Below are 21,746 nucleotides of genomic sequence, written 5' to 3'. Positions count from 1 at the left end.
CTCCGCGTGAAGATCGTCGACACGAAGGCTCCCAAGTCGCTCGAGTTGGCACGCCAGGTCAAGCGCCTCGGCACCGCCAACCCGTCCGGATACACGTCGGTCACCGAGGGCACGTTCCGTGTCGCTTCCGACGAGGGCCTCATCGTCGAGGGCTCAGAACGCATCACCGGCCTCTGGTTCCTCGACGGCGTCGGCGAAGTCACCGGATCGATTTCGATCTTCGGAGGCCCTGGGGGAGCTGGATCGCTCTACGCGAACGGCACCGTCGACTTCGAGGGCGAGTTCACTGCCGATGGCACGAACACGCTGAGCGGAACAAACCTTCTCAGTGGGCCCACAAAGGTGACGGGCACCTTCGATATCGAGGGTGCGACGACCATCACCGGTGAGACTGACATCACCGGAGCAGTCGACATCTCCGGCGAGTTCAAGTCGACGGGCAACGTTTTCCTGAACGGCACCACCCGCCTCAACGGCGACAGCTTCGTGACCGGGGCGCTCTCGATCACCGGGGCGACGAAGGTGATGTCTTCATTCGAGGCGTCCGGTGACACCAAGCTCGGCGGAACGCTGACCATCTCCGGTGCTACGACGGTGACAAACACGTTCCGGGCCACCGGCGGCATCACCACCGAGGGCTCCCTGCGTGCTGAGGGGCCCACAACCCTCGCAGGGACGACGCGTCTCGAGTCGACGCTCACCGTAGTCGGCTCCATCGTGTCTGGTGGAGTGACGATCGACAACAACCGCGTGCGGGTTTCCGCCGGCGGTCATACGTCGGAGATGGGCGCGACGGGCATGTCGGCGAGCTCGGCACAGTTCAGCGCGCTTCGCCTTCCCGGGCTCGCTGAGCCCGGTTCCGTCCCGGACGGCGGTAAGTGGCTGATGGCAGCCGGCGAAAGCAACGTCGTCATCGCGATCGGGCAGGACGTCGGCGGCCCGATGGGCTCGCTCGAGTGGCCGTTCGATCCTTCGACGATCACGGATGGCTTCGGGCCCCGTGATTCGCCTGGCGGTGTCGGGTCGACCGATCACAAGGGCGTCGACGTGTCCTTTGCTGAGGGGACTCCGGTCATAACGGCCGGAGCCGGCACTGTCGTCTTCGCGGGAGGCAGCGCCTCGGTCGGCTGGGGCTTCTACGTGAAGGTCGATCACGGCGGCGGTATCGAGACGCTGTACGCGCACCTCGCGTCGGTCCTCGTTTCGGTCGGACAGTCAGTCGGACGCCGGAAGGTTATCGGCTTGTCGGGAAACACGGGCACTTCCACGGGACCGCATCTGCATTTCGAGGTGTGGCAGAACGGCACGCAGATCGACCCCGAGGGGTACATCACAAAGCCTTGGACCGGATAGGAGCCTCCGATGTCGCAGACGACTGCCGGGTTCGTCGCCCCGCCCAAGGTTCGGTACGTGCCAAGCGCGGAAGAACGCATCTTCCGCTGGCCGATCGACATGACGCTTGCGAGGTTCACACCAGGTAGCGGATTCGGTCCCCGTCAGCGCCGAGACGCGCCGCCGGGGGAGTTCGAGGAGCATCCAGCGCTGGACATCGGCGCCCCGCTCGGGACACCGGTGTATGCCGCTGCTGCTGGTGTCGTCGACATCGCGGTCGCGGAGGGTGACCCTGATGCCGAAGACGGTGCCGGCAACTACGTGAAGATTCGGCACCTCGAGGACGTCGAGAGTGACGGCCTCATGGTCACGCACTACTACCACCTGCAGAACGAGCCGCTCGTTCAAGTGGGCGACCTTGTCACGCACACGACGCAGCTCGGCGAGGTCGGGCAGAGCGGCACTGCCGGAGGCCCGCACGTGTGCTTCCGGACAATCAAGGTCTGGCCTGGGAAGGCGATCGCCCTGAACCCGAGGCAGGTGCTCCGCGAGTACGGCGTCAGCGACGTCGGTTCCCCGCGCGCTGCCGATCAGATGTACCGACCGCAGGGAGAGCGAGCATGACGGAACAGACAGACACGACTACGAAGATGGGTACAGATGATGTGGCACCTCGGGATGAGGTGCGGGTCGTCAAGTACATCGTTCAGCCCGTGGTGGTCGTCGTGCGCGCGAATGGTGACGTCGACGAGATGCCGATGAACCGCTTCGCGAAGAAACCTCGAGAGTTGCAGTCCTGGGTCGATGGGCTGCACACGGAGCTCGAGCAACTGCAGGACGAGGTTGACGCCGGTGCCTAACGTCACGTTCACGCTCAAGACGTTTGGCCTCTCGCCGACGCGCGACATCCGGGCGAATGTCATCTTCACGCCGTCGCGTCAGGGCGCGATCGGTCCCGATGGGGTGCTGGTGCGCCGCGTGGTGGTGCCGTGGAACGAGATTGACCCGGTGACGGGCAAGGGCACCGCGAACCTTGCGAACACCACCGATCTGCGCCCGCCGTGCCACTTCATCATGTCCATCGACTGGATCGACGGCTCCCCGCAAGGGTGGGCAGAGATCCAGTACCCGCTCCACGTCAACGCGCTCGGCGGTGACGTCTCCGAGCTCCTCGACATGCCGCTGTCGCCGGCGAACGTGCGGGTCCAGCTCGAGCACCCCCGCCTCTCAGATCCCACGTACCGCGGCTGGTGGCTCTGCGCCGTTGATGGCGACCCGGACCCGGGCACGTATACGGGCACCGGCGAGCTGATCCTGATTCTCTAGAAGGGCTGACCTGTGGTCGACAAGACTCTCGCAAACATCAAGGGGCCGCGCGGCAACGGCGTGCAGACGCCTCGCATCACACTCGGCGCGCTCTGGCTCGATGAGATCAAGAACGGCATGCTCTTCCCGCGCAACGTCGGGATGGTGCAAGGTCCGCAGGGCCTCCCGGGCACGAACGCCGTCGAGAACGACACCGCGTTCGCGACCTACGTCGCGGCGACGACGTCGCTCACGCGGTCCGCGCTGAACAACCAGTACGACCAGCAGTCCACGGTCGACGTCGACGCGCTGCGCCTCCCCACGGACCTCTCCGCGTCGGAGTCGTGGCAGCGTGCGATCAACAAGGCGAAGTCGTTCGGCATCCGACGAGTGCTCGGCAAATCGAACTCGTACCTGTTCCACGTCCCTGTGGACTACTCAGGCCTCACGGACTGCACGATCTCAGGGAACGGCCGCGACGCGACAACCATCAAGGGCATGGAAGCGATCGACTCCGCGTTCGCGAACTCGACCGGCAACGCCCGCGGCATCACCTTCTACGGCATCACCTTCCTCGGGAACGCCGTCGACGACACGACGGCCCCGCAGCGCGGTCGAACGACGTCGGGGGTGTCATTCAACATCGCCATCCGCGCGACCGGCGCCTGGGCTGAGGACACGATGGGGCCGCTTCCCACCGGCAAATCGTGCACCGACATCCAGATCGACTCCTGCGCCTTCAAGAACCTCGCCACCGGCCTCCCGATGTACTTCCAGGGCGTCAAGGGGTACGCGAAGGTCACGAACTCCCTCGTCGAGAACTGCCTCGACTCCGGCTTCATCTACTGCGCCGACGTGCAGTTCACGAACAACCTCGTCCGGCGCTCGCGCGACAACGGTGTGTCCGTGTCCCGCGGATGCCAGTCAGTGACGGTCATCGGCAACCGCATCGAGGACTCCTGCTACTGGGGAATCTGGACGGCCGGCTTCGAGGGTGGCCGCGGCCCCGAGCGCATCCTCGTCGCGGCGAACAACATCTCGGGCACCGGGTACGGGGCGATCAGCCTCGACGACGGGCCTCGCAACGTGACGGTGATCGGCAACACCGCTGACCGCTTCTACCGCGGTCCGGTCGATGAGCAGAACGCGATCCACGGCCGCGGCGTCTCGGTCACTGGCTGGCCCTCGGGGAACCTCGCCAGCCCCACGCACCTCGCCCGCAACGTGACGATTTCGGGGAACACGTTCATCGATCCGCCTCGCGGTGGCGTCTCGTTCCGTGGCGTCGACGGCATCGCGGTGATCGGGAACACGATCATCAACCCCGGTTCGGCGACGAACCTGACGGGCACGGCGATCGCATCGACCGACCAGTCGCAGAACTACGGCATCTCCATGACCTCGGGATACGCCGGCACCGTGTCGAACGCGACCGTGGCGCACAACATCATCGTCGACTACAGGGCGACGCCAGTGATGAACTGGGCGGTCAACCTGGCCGGCGTGACGAACGGCACGATGCTCCACAACACCGCAGTCGGCAACCGTCAGCAGCTGCAGGAGACACCAGAGAACGGCAACACGAAGATCTATAACCGCAACGTGGACATCGCCTCGCGCGTAACCATCGGCGGCACGGCAGCGGCGCTCCTGCGCATGACCGGCCCCACCGCCACGTACCGGACGATCGTGTTCCAGACGGACGGCGTCGACCGGTGGGCGTTCCGCATGTCAAACACCGCCGAGGGCAGCGGCAACACCGGTGGCGACCTCGAGTTCGTGCGTTACGACAACTCGGGCACGTTCATCTCGGGTGGTGGCATCGTCATCCGCCGCTCAAACGGGCAGCTGCGCGCGACGTACCCGATTAAGGGCGCCACGAGTACGACGTCTGGCCGCCCCACCGCGGCGAGCGTCGAGGCGGGCGCGTTCCTGTTCGACACGAACCTCAACCGGCCGATCTGGTCGGACGGCACGCGGTGGCTCGACGCCGTGGGCAACGTCGTCGGCTAAGGAGGACGAAGAGCATGCAGGGATTCCCGTACGACTTCGGCAATTGCTACACGGCGTACGGCTCGGATGCGTGGTCGCGTCGGTTCCAGATCAAGTCGAGCGGACAGCCGTTCGACTTTACGGACTGGTCGAACTTCCGCGGAACCGCGAAGCACGGCGATCGAGTCGTCGTGCTCGCGGTGGACGACTCAGAGAAGGCGCAGGGCATCTTCCGCATCTCGGCGCCGTCCGCTGACGACTTCGGCGACGAGCTCGGCGAGGTCGCGTGGCGGTGGGACGTGAAGGGCGACGGCCCGGCCGGCCCGATCTCGATCGGCAAGGGCGTCATCACCTGGGGCGAGGGGGTCACGGAATGATCGAGGGCAACATCACCGACGCGGGACCGGTATCCGGAACGGTGGGCGATATGCCCGCGCCCCGGCCCGGCATTGACGGCGAGCCTGGCCCCCTGGCCCGGTTGGCCCTCCTGGTCCTGCCGGACGCGATGGCGTTGACGGTGAGCGCGGCCTGCCTGGCCGTGACGGCGTCGACGGAGTTCCGGGGCGGGACGGTGCCGACTCGGTCGTGCCAGGCCCGCAGGGAGCGCCTGGGCGTGACGGGGTCGACGGCCGTGACGGTGCTGACTCCACCGTGCCCGGTCCTGTTGGCCCTCCTGGCGAGCGCGGCCCCGAGGGGCCAGTGTCGACGGTGCCCGGTCCGGTCGGTCCTCCGGGGGTGACTGGCCCACCTGGTGCTGCGTCGACGGTTCCCGGCCCTGTGGGGCCTCCCGGGGCTGCCTCGACTGTGCCTGGGCCAGCCGGACGCGACGGTGTGGCGGGTTTCCCCGTGCCGCAAGCGCCGGCCGGTCACGCTGACGTGGTTATTCCGCCGTGGAGCACGGCGACCGCGCGCTCGGTAGGCGGGACGATCGTCCAGCCGCTCGTCATGGCTTCATCGCGCGTTTATGACCGCTTCTGCATCCGAGCGGTGGGCGCAGCGGCGGGCGTCACCGTCCTGCTCCAACTCTGGCGACTCGACGGAACAGTGTGGCGGTACATGCCGATTGGCACGTTCGACCTCTCGTCGGCGGGCCTCAAAGAGATTGCGGGCCGGTGGGTGCTCCCCGCAGGCCAATACATGTACGGGGCGTACACGGCCAGCAACACCGGGAACTGGGTGGCAGGTGCTCCGTACTTCGGTGGACCGCAGACGCAAGGGCTCTCATGGCCGCCCGCGGACGCTCGCCAGTCGATCTGGTGGGCGAACGGTTCGCTGCCGGTGACTGTGGACCTACCTGGCCTGGATGCGGCTTCGCTGACTTCGGCCGGAGTTACCAACAGCCCGAACGGGTGGGGCGGCGGACACCTCCCCGCACTCTGGGCGCGGACTGCCGTCTAGCTTCGTCTCATCTCTCAAGCCTCGCCCTCCGGCGGGGCTTTTCTCATGCAAACCAGGAGTCATCACATGTCTGAAGCGCTCGCGCTGCTCCCCGAGGGACAGCACCTCAGCGGCCTGCTCGACGTCCTCGAACAGGACACCGACGGGCGGTTCACCGCCCTCACGATCACCACCGAAGACGGACGCTTCCGCATCCCCTTCGACCACCCCGACCTGTCGCGCGAGGCGAACCAGGAGCTCGCCGCGTACTTCGACCGACACCCAGAGTCGGAGCACCCCGGCATCACGGTCGCGCACGACGTCCCCGGCGCCGCGCGCATCGGAGACCTCGAGCCAGAGGACTCCTGCGAAGTCGCCTGGGTGTTCGTCATCCGCTGGGAAGGTCCCCGCTTCGAGGGCAAGCCCATCGAAGCACTTCCGTTCGTTGAGATCCCCGAGGAGGAGCGCCTTGTCTAGGTCGACGCTCTACACGAGCACGCACCCCACGCACCAGAAGTCCTCGCGCTTCGGGTCGCGCATCATCGAGCTCCAGCTCCACCACACCGCGAACGGCTCCGCCTCCCAGACCATCAACATAATGACGAGCGGATCCCGTCAGGTGTCCGCCAACGCCGTCGTCGGCCCCCGCGGGCAGCTGTACGAGGTCGTCGAGGAAGAGTCGCGCGCCTGGACCTCCGGGTCCGCGTCGCGCGACTCGCAGGCCTTCACGATGGAGTGCGTCAACGCCGCCGTCGGCGACGCATCCGGGTGGCCGCAGTCGCCCGAGAACATCGAGGCGATCGCCACACTCGCCGCCGACGTCGCCTTCCGAAACGGCTTCACGATCAGCCGCTCCAACCTCTACGGCCACCGCGAAATGCTCGGCCGCTGGGGCGTCTCCTACTCGACCGCATGCCCGGGCGGAATGCCGCTCGACTACATCGGGAACGAGGCCGAGCGGAAGCGCCAGGCCCTCGTTGCCGGCACACCATCACTCAACCAGCAGCTGGAGGAAATCATGTCCGTTCCCGTCCTCATCCAGAGCGCACAGACTGGCGCGCTCTACGTCTACGAAGGTGGCGTCGCGCACATCGCCTCCATGTCCCGCGTTGCGTCCATCCAGACGATGCGCGCGCAGCTCGGCCTCGAGGTCAAGCCCGTTCGCATGAACGACGCCGATATCTCCGCTGTGTCGGAGCTCGCCCGCGAGGCGAACGGCTCGTACATCGTGCGAGGCGTGATCAACGACCTCAGCGACGCGAAGAAGGGCGGCATCCTCCACCGGATCGCCGAGAAGCTCGGCGCCTGATGTCGGAACCGTCCACGTCTTCGCGGCCGGTTCGCGCGATCCACGATCCGACCGCGAACCCGCACACGCAGAAGCGAAACCGGTCGCTCATGTGGACGGCAGTCACGACGGTCGGCGTCGTCGTTTTCGTCATCGCTCTCGGAGCGATTGACGGGGCCGACGGGAAGCCGATGCTCTCGGGGAAGCTCGTGGAGGTCACTCTGATCCAGGTCGGCGCGGTCTCGGCGATTCTCTGGCCGATCCTGCTGCGTACCTCAAAATCGGCTGCGGCCGTCCAGGACCAGGTGCAGAACTCCCACTCGGGGGTGATGCGCGACGACATGGACGCCAAACACGACCAGCTGCTCGACAAGATCCAGAACCTCTGGGACCGCATGGAGAACCGATTCGAGGCGGGAGCCGCTGACGTGCGCGGCATCCGCAAAGACCTCGGCCGGCATGCGGACAAGCTCGACACCCACGACGAAGAACTCAAAGAACTGCGCAAGCGAGAGCGCGCGCTCGAACGAAAGGTAGACGAGACGTGATCTTCACCCTCGACCCCGTCCTCATCGGCCAGCTGGTGCTTGCCGTGATCCTCCCGCTGCTTGTGGGCCTCGTCACCACGCGGGTCACTTCGAGCGCGACGAAGGCGTGGCTCCTTGCCGGGCTCTCGCTCGTGTCGGCGCTGCTCGCGGAGGCGATCTCCGCGTGGCAGGGCGGCACCCTGTACGACGTTGGCACGGGGCTCCTGCTCGCGCTCCCGACGTTCCTCATCGCGGTCGGGATGCACTACGGCATCTGGAAGCCGACCGGCACCAGCACGGCCCTGCAGAACGTTGGCGGCAAGCACGCCGCCTGAATAGATCGCGAATAATCCAACACCCGATCTTTACGACTTCGCCCCCTCTCGCTGAAGCGATCCCGGACACCCGGGACGACGCTTCGCGGGAGGGGGCGGTTTCATCGTGCCCTAGGTTAACGACATGACCGAGATCATCGCCGACTGTCCAAAACACGGGCCTATTGCGGTGCACGGCGTAGTGCACATCGAGGGCCCTGGGAACTTCACGATGGATGGCGGTTCGACGAATTGTCCGATGTGTGGGCAGATGGCCACGATCATTGCTGGCACGTACACGAATGACAGCAAGGGCAACCTGCACGCGAATCTGAAGCCCACTCCTCAGCAGCAGCGCCGCATGCGGACTGTTTTCGCGTGGGCGTCGGAGACTCTCGCGGACTCCGGAGTCGATTACGAGCGGATCGCCAAGAACGTGGAGCGTGCATTGGCCGCCACACCGGTGGGTGCTGTTGCTCTCGAGAAAGTCGATCGGTCGCAGTACGGCAGTGTTGCCGACTGGGTGGCCGTCCTGATTGCGCTCATGGCGCTCTTCACCAGCTGGAACCAGAACGAGACGATCACCGAGGACGACGTCCAGCAGATGATCAACGAGACGGTGAGCCAGACTCAGACGTTCGAGCCGCCCGCCCCATCGCCAGGACTGAATACGCGAACAGTAGAGCCGCTGGAACCTGAACGAAGAGGCCCTGACCGAGCAGAAGGAATAGAGCGCCCACGATCGTGAGCACTCCCCAGTAGATCAGTCTTGCCATGCGCTCAGATTAACCGAGCCTGCACTTGTCTCCTAGGGTCGGGGCGTGTGACTAGGGCCGGATCGATCCGAGAAACCGCCCCATCTCCCTCGTGGAGATGGGGCGGTTTCGTTGTGTTCGCTCGTCTAGTAGTACACGAGGGGTTCGACGCTGGGGGCGTCGTTGGTGCCGCTGACGTAGCACTCGACGTTGACGTCGTGCTGAGTGGCTCCGGAGGCGTTGGTGACGTCGACGGTGACCTTGAAGAACCAGCGGTCGGTGTCCGCTTGAAGTTCTTCGGCTAGCTTCCCGAGGATCCAGTGCTGATCCGCACCGAAGGGGAACTCGGCGTCGATAGCTTGTGTGCAGGCGCTTTGCGCGTAGGTAGCAGTGAGTCCGGTGGCGGTGGCTTCGGCGGGCGGTGTGGGTGTCTTGGAGACCGTCAGGGTGATCTTCGCTCTGGGTTCGGCTTCGGTTGGCGAGTAGGCGTCGACGGTCCAGTTGGAGGGCATGAGGACGTCTTCGTCGCCGCCGTCGATGGCGACGAGGAATCCGGCCTCTTCAAGTGTGTCTTTGGCGGTCGCCCCGTCGAGCCCGGTGACGTCGGGGACGGCACTGAGCTCTACTGGGGCCGAGGTCTCGGTGGCGGGCTCGGGGGCCGCACTCGTTGTGCCTCCGGAGCACCCGGTCAGCATTGCGAGTGAGAGGGCGGCGGTGGCTGCCAGGGTGAGTTTCAAGGTGGTCTGCATCGTCGTCCTTCGCTGGGTGGGGAGCTTGCGATGAAGATACAGGCCAAGCAGTTTGAGCGGTTACCCGGTGATTATTCGTCCCACGCGAGGACGAGGCGCCACCCGTCGGGGTCGCAACGCAGGTCGTAGAGCTTCTCTTGATCACCGTCGCGCTGCGCTGTCACTCGCCAGTGCTCGGCGTCCAGCTTGCGCGGGTCCGCTTCGCCTGCCCACCAGCGGCCCGCGACGCGTCGGTAGAAGGGTTCGCCGTCGCGCACGACGTACGGGAACCGCTGCCACCAGAACACGCTCGGCCGGCCGTCTTCAAGCTCGACGTCGACGAGGTCGTTCATGGTGGTGCTCATGCCGGGGATGCTCGCACGGGCCACCGACAGTGACCTCTCCGCGCAATGTCGGCGGCCCGTCGTAGCGTCAATGCATGCTCACCGACATCGAACGCCGGATCCTCGAGTTCGAGGCGGCGCACCTCCGACACTCTGCTCATAAGCAGGCCGGGATTCGCGAGCTGTCTCGCGAAATTGGCATCTCCCTGACTCCGGCCACGTACTACCGAGCGCTCGCGGTAGTGCTCGCGAAGCCGGCGGCGATCGAGGCATTCCCACAGCTCGCGGCATGGCGCAAGCGGGCAGCTGATGCACGGGCGGGTACTCGAGCGCGGCGCCGCATAGAGCGGATGGAGACTGCAACGCAGCACGTCCGGAACGAGCTCGCATCGTAGGAGGGGTCAGACCACAGTCACGATAATGTCGGCAGGAATTGTGATTCTCCTCTGGACCGTCGCCGGTGATCTCCTCGTGAACGTCTTCGAGAACGCGATCACTCGAGTCAGTGATTTCAGCTAGCTCGAGCCTTCGCGGCTGCACGGCTCGGTTCAGCGCGGATCGGGGATCCGCGGTCGCGGAGTGGGTCATGGTGTCAGCGATGCTCCTCATGCTCACCGCCACGGTGCTTCAAGTGGGCTTCGCGCTCTACGTGCGCACGACACTCCTCGACGCCGCCGGTGAAGGCGCGAGGCACGCCGGCCTCTTCGGAGCCGGCCTCGAAGCGGGGGAAGATCGCGCGGCGGCCCTCATCACGACGAGCCTCGGCGCCGGGTACGCCACGGACGTCGACGCCAGCACCACCGAGCTCGACGGGGCGCCGGTCGTCGCCGTCACCGTGCGCTCGCCGCTTCCCCTCATCGGTCTCCTCGGCCTCCCGGAAACCCTGGAGGTGACCAGCCATGCACCCATGGAGACCCTGGATGTTGAGTGACGACCGGGGCTCCGCCTCGCTCGAATTCCTGACGCTTGGCACCCTGCTGATCGTGCCGCTCGCATACCTCATGCTCACCCTGTCCGCGTTGCAAGGGGCGAGCGTCGCCGGAGAATCCGCGGCGCGAAGCGCGGCGCGCCTGCTCGCCGACGATCCGGAGTCTTCAGAGACCCAAGCCCTCGCCGAGACCACGATTGAGCTCGCCGCGGCCGACCACGGGTTCGAACCCCACACCGTCGCGCAGGAGGTGCGCTGCAGCAGCCCAGACGGCAACTGCGCCACCCCGGGCGCCGTGGTGACCGTCACCGTCACGATTACGGTGCCTCTGCCGCTCGCACCGAACCTCACGGGAGGAGCGGCGCCACTCTCGATCCCGACAAGCGCCACATCCTCGTTCACGGTCACACGGTTCGGGCTCTCCACATGACCGCTTCACGGCAGCGAGTGCGCGAATGCCTGGAAGCGCCGCACAGCGAGCGAGGCAGCGTGCTTCCGCTCATCCTCGTCTACCTCATGATCGGCCTCACCGCCGCATACGTGCTCGTGGCCGCGACCTCGCTGTCCATCGAACGCAAGCGCCTCCTCACGCTTGCCGACGCCGTTGCGCTCTCGGCCTCGGAGAGCTTCACGGCAGCCGACGCGGTTTTCGAGGGAGGTGAGCTCAAGCCGGTGCTTGACTCGGCGAAGGTGGAAGACCGCGCCCTCGCCACGCTCGAGGAGCTCGCCGGGGCACGACCAGACAGCATCACCCTCGACTCGGCCGCGACACCAGACGGCGTCACCGCGCACGTCGTCATCACCGGGCACTGGACGCCGCCGCTCGCGCACGTACTCCTGCCTTCCGGCCTTGAGCTCACCGTCTCAAGCGACGCCAGGGTCGTGCTGTCCTGACACCTCGCGAGCCGAACCGCGCCGCACAGCCCTGGCGGCTAGTCTTGGGGGATCATGATCAACCTTGACCTCGCCTCGGAGATCGCCGCCCTGCGCAGCACCTTCGGAGACATCAGCGCCGTGCTCAACCCCGACAAGCTCCGCGCCAAGGTGGTGGAGCTCGAAGCCGCAGCATCCGTCCCCGACCTCTGGAACGACACGGAAAACGCGCAAAAGGTCACCTCGGCGCTCAGCCACGCGCAGGCCGACCTCAAGCGCCTCGACGAGATCGAGCAGCGCCTCGACGACCTCGAAGTGCTCGCGCAGATGGCCGTCGAGATGGAAGACGAGGACACGGCCGAGGAAGCCCGGGCCGAGCTCAAGTCGATCACCAAGGTCATCGGCAACCTCGAAGTGCAGACGCTGCTCGACGGCGAGTTCGACCCGCGGCCAGCTGTCATCACGATCCGCGCGGGAGCCGGCGGCGTCGACGCCTCCGACTTCGCCGAGATGCTGCTTCGCATGTACCTCCGCTGGGCAGAACAGCACAGCTACAAGGTCTCCGTCCTCGACACGAGCTACGCCGAGCAGGCGGGCATCAAGTCGGCGACCATCGAGATCGACAGCCCATACGCCTTCGGCACGCTCTCCGTCGAGGCAGGCACGCACCGCCTCGTACGCATGAGCCCCTTCAACTCCGCCGGCAGCCGCGAGACGAGCTTCGCCGCCGTCGAGGTCGTGCCGCTCATCGAGCAGACCGAGTCGATCGAGATCCCAGACAACGACATGCGAGTGGATGTGTTCCGCTCGTCCGGCCCAGGTGGCCAGTCCGTCAACACGACGGACTCGGCCGTTCGCATCACGCACCTGCCGACCGGCATCGTCGTGAGCTGCCAGAACGAGAAGAGCCAAATCCAGAACCGCGCGGCAGCGCTGCGCGTCCTGCAGTCTCGCCTCCTCCTGCTTCGCCGCGAAGAGGAGAACGCGCAGAAGAAGGAGCTCGCCGGCAACATCACCGCGAGCTGGGGCGACCAGATGCGCTCCTACGTCCTCGCGCCGTACAAGATGGTCAAGGACCTCCGCAGCCAGCACGAGACCGGCAACACCGACAAGGTGTTCGACGGCGACATCGATGCGTTCATCGCAGCCGGCATCCGCTGGCGCAAGCGCGGAGACGCCGACGCCGCGTAGCGCGACTCCGGAACGGCCACGTCTGACGTGTTCTGCATGTCGCGCAGGGCAGGAGCCCATCCGGTGCCTACCCTGTTAGCGCCATGATCAGATTCGATAACGTCGCCAAGGTCTACCCTGGCACCGCCGCCCCCGCACTCGACGACATCACCTTCGAGGTGCTGCGCGGTGAGTTCGTGTTCCTTGTCGGGCCCTCCGGCTCCGGCAAGTCCAGCGTCCTCCGCCTCATCCTCCGCGAAGACGCACCGAGCCGTGGGCAGGTCCACGTGCTCGGTCAGGACCTGCGTCGCATCTCCAACCGCAAGGTGCCGTACTACCGGCGCAGCATCGGCATGGTGTTCCAGGACTTCCGCCTCCTCGCAGGCAAGACCGTCTTCGAAAACGTCGCCTACGCCCTCGAGGCGCTCGGCAAGTCGCGCGGCCACGTCGCGAAGGCCGTCCCCGACGTGCTCGAGACCGTGGGCCTCGGCGACAAGGCCAACCGCTTCCCGCACGAGCTTTCCGGCGGCGAGCAGCAGCGCGTCGCGATCGCACGCGCCGTCGTCAACAAGCCAGACATCCTGCTCGCGGATGAGCCGACCGGCAACCTCGACCCCGTCACGAGCCGCGGCATCATGCGACTCCTGACCCGCATCAACGCGAACGGCACGACCGTCGTCATGGCCACCCACGACGTCTCGATCGTGGACGAGGAGCGCAGGCGCGTCATCGAGCTCGATGGCGGCGTCATCATGCGCGACGAGTCCGACGGCGTCTACCAGCCGGGCGTCGTCCCGCTGACCGAGGCCGAGACGGAGGCCGCGAACCAGCTCGAGCAGGACGACGAAGCCGAAGTCGAATCGCACGCGCCCACATCCATCGCCGACTCGATCGCCTCGCGCGTCGCCGGCGAATCGACCACGAAGAACACTGGAGACGTCAAATGATCGGCCGCGTATTTGCGGAGATGTGGCAGGGGCTGCGTCGCAACTCGAGCATGGTCATCTCCGTCGTGCTTGTCACCTTCGTCTCGCTGACGTTTGTCGGCGCGGGGATCCTCATGCAGCAGCAGATCAGCAGCATGAAGTCGTTCTGGTACGACCGCGCTCAGGTGTCCGTAGACCTGTGCTCCTCCGTCTCGAGCGCCCCGAACTGCGCAGGAGGTCAGGCAAGCGAGTCGCAGCGGGAGGCCGTCGAGGCCGCCCTGCAGGGTGCCGTGCTCACGCCGTACATCAGCGAGTACGAGTTCGAAGATCAGGATCAGGCCTACGCGAACTTCCAGCAGCAGTTCGCGGGCGACCCGATCGTCTCGTTCGTCGAGCCCGAGTACCTCTCCGAGAGCTTCCTCATCACGCTCACGGACCCCGACCAGGCGGACATCATCATCGAGCAGCTCGAGGGCTACGACGGTGTGGAAGCGGTGACCGATCAGCGGCAGTACCTCGAGAGCATCTTCGCGCTGCTCAACGTCGGAAGCCTCTCAGCGATCGGCGTCGCTATCGTGATGCTCGTGGCTGCAGCGCTCCTCATCGCGACGACCATCCGCCTCTCGGCCATCAGTCGACGTCGCGAGATTGGCATCATGCGACTCGTTGGAGCCTCGAACCGCTACATCCAGGCGCCGTTCATCCTCGAAGGAATCGTGGCGGCCCTCATCGGCGCGGTCCTCGCCTCAGGGGCGACGCTGGCCATCGCCCACTTCTTTGTTCAGGGCTACCTCGGGAGGCAGCTCCCGTTCGTCTCCCTCATCGGGGTTCCCGAGGCGCTGCTCGCGGTCCCCGTGCTCCTCGTGGTGAGCGTGCTGCTCGCTTGGGTATCCGCGCGCATCGCGATCAACAAGTACCTGAAGGTCTGACGCACGCACAACCCGCAAGGTAGACCGATGGACAGCCCGTGTCGTAAGATTGCGGGCTGTCCATCGTTTGCCGTCGAGAGAGGAAGAGGCCATGCCAAAGGAGCAAGGGACAAAGCCTGTCGCGACGAACCGTCGAGCCAGGCACGACTATCTGATCGAGGACACCCTCGAAGCGGGCATTGTGCTCAACGGAACCGAGGTGAAGTCGCTGCGCCAGGGGCGCGCATCCCTCGTCGATGGATACGCGTACATCGACCGCGGTGAGGCATGGCTCGACGCGGTGCATATCCCCGAGTACCTCGAGGGCACCTGGAACAACCACGCCCCGCGCCGTAAGCGCAAGCTGCTGCTCCACAAGGAGCAGATCCGCAAGCTCGCAATGAAGACCAAAGAGGGCGGATACACGCTTGTCCCGCTCACGCTCTACTTCCTGAACGGTCGAGCCAAGGTCGAGCTGGCCGTCGCGAAGGGCAAGCGCGAGTTCGACAAGCGCCACGCCCTGCGCGAGCGCCAGGACAAGCGTGAGGCTGACCGCGCCGTCTCCTCGCGGAAGTACATGGGGGAGTAGCCCCGAGTTCGCCTGGGCGATACCGTGCAGGCACGTGACAGAGATGCGGCCCCTGATCCAGTGGATCAGGGGCCGCATCTCTGTCTGCTGTTCGGACGCTAGCGCACGCTCTCAACGAGCGTTGCGATCGAACTCTCGTGGGCGGAGAGCAGCGTCTTCAGGCTGCGCGACTGCCAACCGCGGTCGGTCTGCCCGTCGGAGGAGGGGTCAGCACCCCACCAGGCCGTCTGCACGGCCGCGTCGGCGGCGTCGAACGAGTCGAACATCGCCGTGAAGAGCGGAGCGGAATTCCCGAACGGTACCGCCCCGACGGTCAGGTTGAGCGTCTCCGAACGGTACGAATCGGAGGCCGCCTGCGCGGCGTCCGCGGCCTTGCCGAACTCGGTGCTGTAGCTCGTGCACACGTCGGCGAGCTCATCGAGGAAGCATTCGGACGCGGCGAGGTCGGCGATCCCGCGGTAGAAGTCGACGTAGGTCGACTTGATGGCGTCGGCGATCTTCGTGCCGATGTTCGGGTCGCTGTAGTCAGGGCATCCCGTCGACACGTTGCACGGGTAGTACAGGTTGTTGCCGAGGTCGATGTTCTGACCGTTCGGGATGGTGAACACGGTCGTGGAGAGCGCCGCGAGCTGTGTGCCGAACGTGTTGTAGATCGAGTTGTACTTCGGGAACGCTTCGCAGAACTGCTGGAGTGCAGCGACGTCGGCACTTGCCGTGTCGGCGAAGTTCGCGACGATGTCGCGGCGGTCGTTGAGCCCGTCGCTTTCCGTCTGCGCGGCCTTGTACGCCTCGGATGCATCGGCACCGTCTTCGACGGTGAGCAATGGCACGGTGGATCCGGCCAGGTCGGTGATCGTGGTTTCGGCTGTCGCGACGTTCCCGCAGCGTGCCGAGAAGTCCGCCATCTGGGCCGCCGACTGTGAGAAGAAGTCGGTGTTCTCGCCGAGGGACGCGGAGATCGTCACGTTTGAGGCGAGATCCAGGTTCTCGTCAGTCCAGTCGGCGTAGTGCGCGTCGAGGTCGGTCTGGAACGCTGCTGCGAGCTCGTCGCCCTTGTTCACGTTGTTGTTGTGAATGGTGACCGGGATCGCCACCGCGGCACCGACGAGGACAACAACGCCGATGATCGCAGGAATGAGGATCGCGGGCTTACGGAACCAGGGCTTCTTGGTGGGTGCCCCGTTGCCGAAGTCGTTCGGGCCGGCGGGGCCTCCGCCTTGGAAGCCACCCCCGCCGTTGCCGCCGAAGGCCGGTGCGCCGGCGGCCTGCCCCGGCGCCTGGCCAGGAGCGAAGGGAGCCGGTGTCTGGTTTTCGGGGGTGCCGTTCCAGGCACCCGACTGCTGCTGTGCGCCGTAGGCGGCGCCAACCGCGGGAGCCGCAGCCTCTGGCGCTGTCGAGCCAAATGCCGGCGGCTCGTTCGTTCCGCCATAGTTCGGGGCGCTGTTCACCGCACCGTAGGCAGGCGCTGCAAAGCCGCCTCCGTCCTGCCCGGGAGCTGCGTGGCCGGCGTCCGGTGCGTTCCAGGCAGGGGTCTGCGTGGTCGGTGCGTCTTGACCTTCTTGCGTGGACTGGCCCCACGCGGGGGCAGACGGCTGCTGCTCCCAGCTCGGTGCGGGAGGGGCGGCGGGTGCCTGACTGTTCCAGGCGGCCGGCTCCTGTGGAGGGGCTTGCTCCCAGCTCGGCGCTGCCGAAGCTGCGCCGTCGAGGATCTCGGTCTGGTTGCTGTCGCCGCGACCCAGGACTGCGGTCTGGTTTCCCTCGCCGAATCCGAGGACCTCGGTGCTGTTCTGGTCTGGCGCGGACCCCTGGTCGATCACCGGCTCTGGGGTTGCGCTCTCCGCATCCGCCGGTGCCGCCTGCTCGGTGGCGGAGGGCCAGGTTGGAGCCGCGGGCGCCTCGTAGCCACCAGCTGATGGGGTGGAGTCATCCGCCTGGGGCTCGGACGGCCGCCCGAAGTGGGCACCGAAACCCTCATGCCCCGAAGGCTCGCCAGCCACACCGGGGTGCTCCTTCACCTCTGGGTGCTCAGGCGCCTGAGGCTGTTCGGACTGCGGGGCGTCACCCGCCAGTGCTTCCTGAGACTCGCCCCCGGACTCCTGGGCGTGTTCGTCGCCGTTCTCGGGCTTCTGCCAATTCGGGCGCCCGAATCCTTCAAAGTCATTGCCGCTCATGGGGTTCAGGTTACTGGTCCTCCCGGGAATCGCCTTCAGGCTTGCCCTGAGCACCCCATGACGTGGACTTCTCGGTCGTCTTGACGTATGTTTAGGAGATGCCACATTTGCTGGCAGTTGTAACTCAACAGTGTTCATGACGTGGAACGCCGCCGAGGAGACTCGGCTCACGGGGATGATCGGTTTCGACATGACTGGTGAATCGGCGTGAAGCGGGTCGAGGATGCGGGGTTATCTCGTAAACGCCCCTCGCAAAACATAGGTGCTAACGCTAAGCGCACCGACTTCGCCCTCGCTGCTTAAGCGAGTCCGATAGTCCGTCAGCCCGGGGGAGTTCCCGCTCCGGTAGCTGGCGTCATTAAGGGAACTTGCTGTGGTGTTGTGTTTCAGGGCACCACGGGACTTGCACTGGAACTGGGCTCGTCGATCAAGGTGTCTGTCCCCATGATCGGAGCCAAGTAGAACAGTAGACAGACTGCACCCGGAGAAGCCGCGGTTTCGTAGTTGTGGACGGGGGTTCGATTCCCCCCATCTCCACGAAACCCACGTCATGAACATGAGCCCCGGCCGCCCAGCATCTCGCTGTTCGGCCGGGGCTTTGTTGTTGAACTGCGAGGGCAGCCTCCCGAAGGAGTCGTCAACTTGGTCAGTTCTCCGGCCACACGCCCGACGAGCCCCTCCTGTGGCTGCCGACCAAGTGCGTATCGACGATGCCGATCGCCTCCATGAGCGCAAACAGATTTGTTGGACCGACGAAGCCGAATCCACGAGCCTTGAGCTGCTTGGTCAACCGTCGGGACTCGTCGCTGGTCGTCGGTACTTCGGCTGCGCAGGTCGGTCTCGGCGTCGTGAGCGGCTTCGCACCCCAGACCAACTCCTGCAACGGCTCGTTCTCGCGCAGGGCGACCGCCGCGCGTGCGTTCTTGATGATCGAGGTGATCTTCAGTCGGTTGCGGATGACCACGGGGTCGAGCATCAGGCGTTCGAAGTCGTCGTCGCCGAAGCGCGCGACGGCGTCGATATCGAACCCCGCGAAGGCCTGCCGAAGCAGCGGACGCCGCTGCAGGATGAGGCGCCACGAGAGGCCCGACTGGAAGATCTCCAAGCTGAGCCGCTCGAAGACTCCTCGTTCGTCGGTGATCGGCATGCCCCACTCAGTGTCGTAGTAGTCCATGAGTAGCTGGTCTTTACTTGCCCAGAGCGGGCGGGCGAGTCCGTCCTCACCGACGACGAGGTCTGAGGTGCTGGTGGTTGCTGGCATGGGAATTCCTCTCTGAAGCGGAATCCTGCATTCTCCGCGGACCGGGCGGGACGCGGACGGCACTGATCGAGAACTTGCTGTGCGGAGAACGCTACTCGGAGCCGCCGACACTCACGTTCCCCCATCCACAGACGAGGGACCATCCACAGACGAGGGACCATCCACAGACGAGGGACGCGTGAAGGTCCGCGGCTAGCTCCCGGTTGGCAGGCGAGAGCCGGTCAACTCGGTTCCGTCGCTGGCCGCGAGAAGGCAGGCAATGTCTCGGTCGCCGTTTGTCCAGCTGGCCTCGCTCGGAACGAGGTGCAGCGCCACGAGGCCAGCAACCGCGTCCCGGCCGAGGCCCTCGAAGCCGGCCGAGCAGACCGCGTCAGCTTCAGCGACGAGGGCCTCCTCGCCGGGATACACCTCACCGAGCGCGCTCGGCGTTGTCGACATGACCTCGTAGAGGTGCGGGGTCTCGCAGGACGCCGCGAGCGTCGCGACGGTGAGCTCTGCATCCGACGAGAAGCAATCGCCGACGCCCAGTTCCGTGATCGGCACCGCCCGCGATAACTCAGGTGAGCTCGCGCAGGCGGCCAGGGCGCCGCCGACGAGGAACGCGGTCAGGAGCGATGCAGGAATTCGGTGGGCCACCAGACCAGGCTAGCTGGCGGAGCCCTCGGCCGTTCCCGCAGTTGGCTGGCCGTCGACGGGGGTCACGATGCAGAGCACCTCGCGGTCTCCGCCGGCCCACGACTCTGCGCTCGGGACGATCCCCGTGTAGTTCCAACTGGTGAGGAAGGGCTCGGCGCCGATGAAGCCGGTGAAGGCTGCGGAGCAGATGTCTTCGAGCGCAGTGTCCACGGCCGAGTCGCCCGGGAAAGTGTCGCCGCCGGTCATGTCCTCGGAATGGTAGGCCTCGTAGGTGTGCAGCGTGTCGCAGCTCGGGAAGAGCTCAGCGTCGTCGGCTCCGGACTCGAGGTCGAAGCAGTCGCCCACGATCAGGTCCTCGATGCCTGTCATCGTGCCCGCCACCGCAGTTGGCGTTGGCGTCGGCGTCTCGGTCTCGGTGGGGGTTGCCGACTCCGTTGCCTCTGTGGTCGACGTCGTCGTCGACGTCACGACTGGGTCTGAACCGCCGTCGGCAAGGGTCGTGACCAGCGTGCATCCGCTGAGCAGAAGGAGGGCTGTCAGCCCGAGGGTCGCGCCTGCGGCGCTTCGTACGGCGGCGGTTCGCATCGTTGCTCCTCGTGGGGTGAACTGGGTTCAGAGCTCCTTGCCGCTCGTGGTGACGCGACGCGACCAGTGTATGGCTGGATTCCCGAGGATCACCACTGAGCTGCGTACAACTGGCGAGGGGCCCGTCGTGCGCGGTCGGCGGCGTAGCATGAACTCCATATGTCAGCAGATGCGACTTCCCCCAAGCAGGAGTCAGCTCCCCGCCTCGACGAGACCTCGCCGCCCCGACAGGTGGCCCAGGCGGTTTCGCGCTGGCCGGCATTTGCCGTGTGCGCCGCGGTCGCCGTGCTCACGATCCTCGACCTCGCGAAGGTCAACGTCACGCTCGGCCCGATCGAGCACACACTCGGGGCGGCTTCCTCCGACGTGCAGCTCATCGTCGCCGGCTACGTGCTGGCGTTCGGCATCCTGCTTGTTCCGTCTGGCCGCCTGGGCGACCTCTGGAACCGGAAGCGACTGTTCCTCATCGGCCTCATCGCCTTCGGGCTCGCCTCGCTTGTGTGCGCGCTCAGCGTCAGCACCGGGATGCTCATCGTCGGCCGCATTCTGCAGGGCTTCGCAGCTGGCATCCTCATGCCCCAGGTGCTTGGCCTCATCCAGCAGCTCTTCACGGGCCAGGAGCGGGGCCGAGCGTTTGGCCTCTTCGGCGCGATCATCGGCCTTGGCACGGCGTTCGGGCCGACGATCGGCGGGCTCCTCATTGGGCTCCTCGGTGAGGAAGCCGGGTGGCGGTGGACGTTCGCCATGAACGTGCCGCTCGCGCTTCTCGTGCTGCCGTTCGCGTGGCGACTGCTGCCGTCGAAGCAGGAGGTGGCGCGGGGACAGACGCTCGACCTCTTCGGCGTCGCGCTGCTTGGGCTCGCTGTCCTCACGACCATGCTGCCGTTTGTTCTGACCTCAGGGCGAAGCACGGACGACCCGGCCCGCTGGTGGCTGCTCGTGCCTGCGCTGGCCTTCTTCGCGGGCTTCGTCCTGTGGGAGCGGCGCTACCTGCGTCTCGGGAAGACGCCCGTCGTCGACTTCGCGCTGTTCCGCACGCCCTCGTACCGGTACGGGGTGCTCATCACGACGCTCTTCTTCGCGGCGATGCCGGTCGGGTTCCTCCTCGTGACGCTCTTCCTGCAACAGGGACTCGAGCATCCGGCAGTGCTGGTCGGCGCCGTCTCAGTACCGTACGCGCTCACCTCGGCGGTGGTCGCGGCGGTGTCCGGCAGGTGGACCTTCAAGCACGGCGCCACCCTCGTCGCGGTGGGCGTTGCGCTCTTCGCGGTCGGCTACGCCGTTGTGCTCGTCGTGACGCAGCTCGCCGAACCTGAGCTCTCGCCCTACCTCGTCAGCGCGTCCCTCATCATCTCCGGCGCTGGCGCTGGCCTCGTGATGGGTGCCAACCAGATGCGGATGCTCCTGCACGTTCCCGTCGAGCAGGCGGGCATCGCCGGATCGTTTGCGCAGGTCGGCCAGCGCCTCGGCAACGCCATGGGACTGGCGATCGGCAGCTCCGTCTTCTTCGCCGGGGTCGCCGCGCTTCAGGTCGTCGGAGCTTCCGGTCCCGACACGAGCTCACCCGCCGTGCAAGAGGCGTACAAGGCCTCCATCGCTGGCGGCCTGATCGTGGTCATCGGACTGTCCTGCCTCACGCTCGTGGTGGCCATCGTCGACCTCGTCGGCCACCGCAGGCGAGAGCGCGAGCTCCTCGCCGCGAACTGACCTCGGCCGCGGCCGCCGCGCGCAACGGCA

Annotated in this window: 27 protein-coding genes and 1 other RNA gene; 22 read left to right on the top strand and 6 right to left on the bottom strand. The window is 66.2% G+C overall.

Annotated elements, in window-relative coordinates; translation table 11 throughout:
- The first annotated feature begins 6 nt into the window (after positions 1-6).
- From FHX72_RS19605 to FHX72_RS05260, 12 genes are all read left to right on the top strand, one after another.
- Positions 7-1,353 (top strand): peptidoglycan DD-metalloendopeptidase family protein, encoded by a 1,347-nt coding sequence (locus FHX72_RS19605; protein ID WP_183623429.1) that lies wholly within the window; start codon positions 7-9, stop codon positions 1,351-1,353.
- 9 nt (positions 1,354-1,362) lie between these two features.
- Entirely contained in the window at positions 1,363-1,956 is a 594-nt protein-coding gene (locus FHX72_RS05310; RefSeq protein ID WP_183623427.1) for a M23 family metallopeptidase, read from the top strand.
- Positions 1,953-2,192, top strand: a complete 240-nt coding sequence (locus tag FHX72_RS05305) for a hypothetical protein (RefSeq protein WP_183623425.1) — start codon at positions 1,953-1,955, stop codon at positions 2,190-2,192. Before FHX72_RS05310 ends, FHX72_RS05305 begins: the two co-directional genes overlap by 4 nt.
- A complete protein-coding gene (locus FHX72_RS05300) occupies positions 2,185-2,658 on the top strand; it encodes a hypothetical protein (protein ID WP_183623423.1) in 474 nt (157 codons plus the stop codon). The genes FHX72_RS05305 and FHX72_RS05300 overlap by 8 nt, the downstream gene beginning before the upstream one ends.
- Positions 2,659-2,670: 12 nt before the next feature.
- Positions 2,671-4,650 (top strand): right-handed parallel beta-helix repeat-containing protein, encoded by a 1,980-nt coding sequence (locus FHX72_RS05295; RefSeq protein ID WP_183623421.1) that lies wholly within the window; start codon positions 2,671-2,673, stop codon positions 4,648-4,650.
- Positions 4,651-4,664: 14 nt separating this feature from the next.
- Complete coding sequence (locus tag FHX72_RS05290; RefSeq protein ID WP_183623419.1) at positions 4,665-5,006, top strand: hypothetical protein; 342 nt, start codon at positions 4,665-4,667, stop codon at positions 5,004-5,006.
- A 568-nt stretch (positions 5,007-5,574) separates the two neighbouring features.
- Positions 5,575-6,027 (top strand): hypothetical protein, encoded by a 453-nt coding sequence (locus tag FHX72_RS05285; protein ID WP_183623417.1) that lies wholly within the window; start codon positions 5,575-5,577, stop codon positions 6,025-6,027.
- Positions 6,028-6,093: 66 nt separating this feature from the next.
- A complete protein-coding gene (locus FHX72_RS05280) occupies positions 6,094-6,483 on the top strand; it encodes a hypothetical protein (RefSeq protein WP_183623415.1) in 390 nt (129 codons plus the stop codon).
- Positions 6,476-7,315: a peptidoglycan recognition protein family protein gene (locus FHX72_RS05275; protein ID WP_183623413.1), complete on the top strand. Its 840-nt coding sequence runs from the start codon at positions 6,476-6,478 to the stop codon at positions 7,313-7,315. The genes FHX72_RS05280 and FHX72_RS05275 overlap by 8 nt, the downstream gene beginning before the upstream one ends.
- On the top strand, positions 7,315-7,842 hold the full coding sequence (locus tag FHX72_RS05270; RefSeq protein WP_183623411.1) for a hypothetical protein: 528 nt from the start codon (positions 7,315-7,317) through the stop codon (positions 7,840-7,842). The genes FHX72_RS05275 and FHX72_RS05270 overlap by 1 nt, the downstream gene beginning before the upstream one ends.
- Positions 7,839-8,156 carry a hypothetical protein gene (locus FHX72_RS05265; RefSeq protein WP_183623409.1) on the top strand — a complete coding sequence of 106 codons (318 nt, stop codon included), beginning with the start codon at positions 7,839-7,841 and terminating at the stop codon, positions 8,154-8,156. The genes FHX72_RS05270 and FHX72_RS05265 overlap by 4 nt, the downstream gene beginning before the upstream one ends.
- A gap of 124 nt (positions 8,157-8,280) precedes the next feature.
- Positions 8,281-8,883 carry a hypothetical protein gene (locus FHX72_RS05260; protein ID WP_183623407.1) on the top strand — a complete coding sequence of 201 codons (603 nt, stop codon included), beginning with the start codon at positions 8,281-8,283 and terminating at the stop codon, positions 8,881-8,883.
- 153 nt (positions 8,884-9,036) lie between these two features.
- Here FHX72_RS05260 and FHX72_RS05255 read toward each other — a convergent pair whose 3' ends face one another.
- Together FHX72_RS05255 and FHX72_RS05250 are read right to left on the bottom strand one after the other, a co-directional pair.
- A complete protein-coding gene (locus FHX72_RS05255) occupies positions 9,037-9,639 on the bottom strand; it encodes a PASTA domain-containing protein (protein WP_183623405.1) in 603 nt (200 codons plus the stop codon).
- 71 nt (positions 9,640-9,710) lie between these two features.
- Positions 9,711-9,983 carry a hypothetical protein gene (locus FHX72_RS05250; protein ID WP_183623403.1) on the bottom strand — a complete coding sequence of 91 codons (273 nt, stop codon included), beginning with the start codon at positions 9,981-9,983 and terminating at the stop codon, positions 9,711-9,713.
- A gap of 74 nt (positions 9,984-10,057) precedes the next feature.
- Here FHX72_RS05250 and FHX72_RS05245 point away from each other — a divergent pair, with 74 nt between their 5' ends.
- The 8 genes from FHX72_RS05245 to smpB all read left to right on the top strand — a co-directional run bounded on the left by FHX72_RS05245 (position 10,058) and on the right by smpB (position 15,356).
- Positions 10,058-10,357, top strand: coding sequence for a DUF3263 domain-containing protein (locus FHX72_RS05245; protein ID WP_183623401.1), 300 nt, complete (start codon positions 10,058-10,060; stop codon positions 10,355-10,357).
- 110 nt (positions 10,358-10,467) lie between these two features.
- Positions 10,468-10,893, top strand: a complete 426-nt coding sequence (locus tag FHX72_RS05240) for a TadE family protein (protein WP_282858502.1) — start codon at positions 10,468-10,470, stop codon at positions 10,891-10,893.
- The gene (locus FHX72_RS05235; protein WP_183623399.1) at positions 10,883-11,320 is read left to right on the top strand and encodes a hypothetical protein; all 438 of its coding nucleotides are present in this window, start codon (positions 10,883-10,885) and stop codon (positions 11,318-11,320) included. The genes FHX72_RS05240 and FHX72_RS05235 overlap by 11 nt, the downstream gene beginning before the upstream one ends.
- Entirely contained in the window at positions 11,317-11,784 is a 468-nt protein-coding gene (locus tag FHX72_RS05230; protein WP_183623397.1) for a hypothetical protein, read from the top strand. The genes FHX72_RS05235 and FHX72_RS05230 overlap by 4 nt, the downstream gene beginning before the upstream one ends.
- Positions 11,785-11,838: 54 nt before the next feature.
- Positions 11,839-12,954 (top strand): peptide chain release factor 2, encoded by a 1,116-nt coding sequence (gene prfB, locus FHX72_RS05225; RefSeq protein WP_068493209.1) that lies wholly within the window; start codon positions 11,839-11,841, stop codon positions 12,952-12,954.
- Positions 12,955-13,037: 83 nt separating this feature from the next.
- Complete coding sequence (gene ftsE / locus FHX72_RS05220; RefSeq protein ID WP_183623395.1) at positions 13,038-13,880, top strand: cell division ATP-binding protein FtsE; 843 nt, start codon at positions 13,038-13,040, stop codon at positions 13,878-13,880.
- Positions 13,877-14,788: a permease-like cell division protein FtsX gene (ftsX, locus tag FHX72_RS05215; protein WP_068480069.1), complete on the top strand. Its 912-nt coding sequence runs from the start codon at positions 13,877-13,879 to the stop codon at positions 14,786-14,788. Before ftsE ends, ftsX begins: the two co-directional genes overlap by 4 nt.
- Positions 14,789-14,879: 91 nt before the next feature.
- Entirely contained in the window at positions 14,880-15,356 is a 477-nt protein-coding gene (gene smpB / locus FHX72_RS05210) for an SsrA-binding protein SmpB (protein WP_068480072.1), read from the top strand.
- Between the two features lie 98 nt (positions 15,357-15,454).
- Here smpB and FHX72_RS05205 read toward each other — a convergent pair whose 3' ends face one another.
- Entirely contained in the window at positions 15,455-17,527 is a 2,073-nt protein-coding gene (locus FHX72_RS05205) for a hypothetical protein (protein ID WP_183623393.1), read from the bottom strand.
- A 171-nt stretch (positions 17,528-17,698) separates the two neighbouring features.
- Here FHX72_RS05205 and ssrA point away from each other — a divergent pair.
- Positions 17,699-18,067: a transfer-messenger RNA gene (gene ssrA / locus FHX72_RS05200) on the top strand.
- A gap of 106 nt (positions 18,068-18,173) precedes the next feature.
- Here ssrA and FHX72_RS05195 read toward each other — a convergent pair.
- The 3 genes from FHX72_RS05195 to FHX72_RS05185 form a co-directional block, all read right to left on the bottom strand.
- Positions 18,174-18,788, bottom strand: coding sequence for a DNA-3-methyladenine glycosylase I (locus FHX72_RS05195; protein WP_183623391.1), 615 nt, complete (start codon positions 18,786-18,788; stop codon positions 18,174-18,176).
- Positions 18,789-18,980: 192 nt separating this feature from the next.
- Positions 18,981-19,424, bottom strand: coding sequence for a septum formation family protein (locus FHX72_RS05190; protein ID WP_068493216.1), 444 nt, complete (start codon positions 19,422-19,424; stop codon positions 18,981-18,983).
- Positions 19,425-19,433: 9 nt separating this feature from the next.
- A complete protein-coding gene (locus tag FHX72_RS05185) occupies positions 19,434-20,009 on the bottom strand; it encodes a septum formation family protein (protein WP_068480083.1) in 576 nt (191 codons plus the stop codon).
- 159 nt (positions 20,010-20,168) lie between these two features.
- Between FHX72_RS05185 and FHX72_RS05180 the strand changes: the two genes are divergently transcribed.
- A complete protein-coding gene (locus FHX72_RS05180) occupies positions 20,169-21,716 on the top strand; it encodes an MFS transporter (protein ID WP_183623389.1) in 1,548 nt (515 codons plus the stop codon).
- Positions 21,717-21,746 lie beyond the last annotated feature (30 nt).

Origin of the sequence: Pseudoclavibacter helvolus (assembly GCF_014191305.1) — a bacterium.
GTDB classification, from domain to species: Bacteria; Actinomycetota; Actinomycetes; order Actinomycetales; family Microbacteriaceae; genus Pseudoclavibacter; species Pseudoclavibacter helvolus.
Note: the sequence above shows the minus strand (reverse complement) of the source record. Positions and strands in the feature narration are given on the sequence as shown.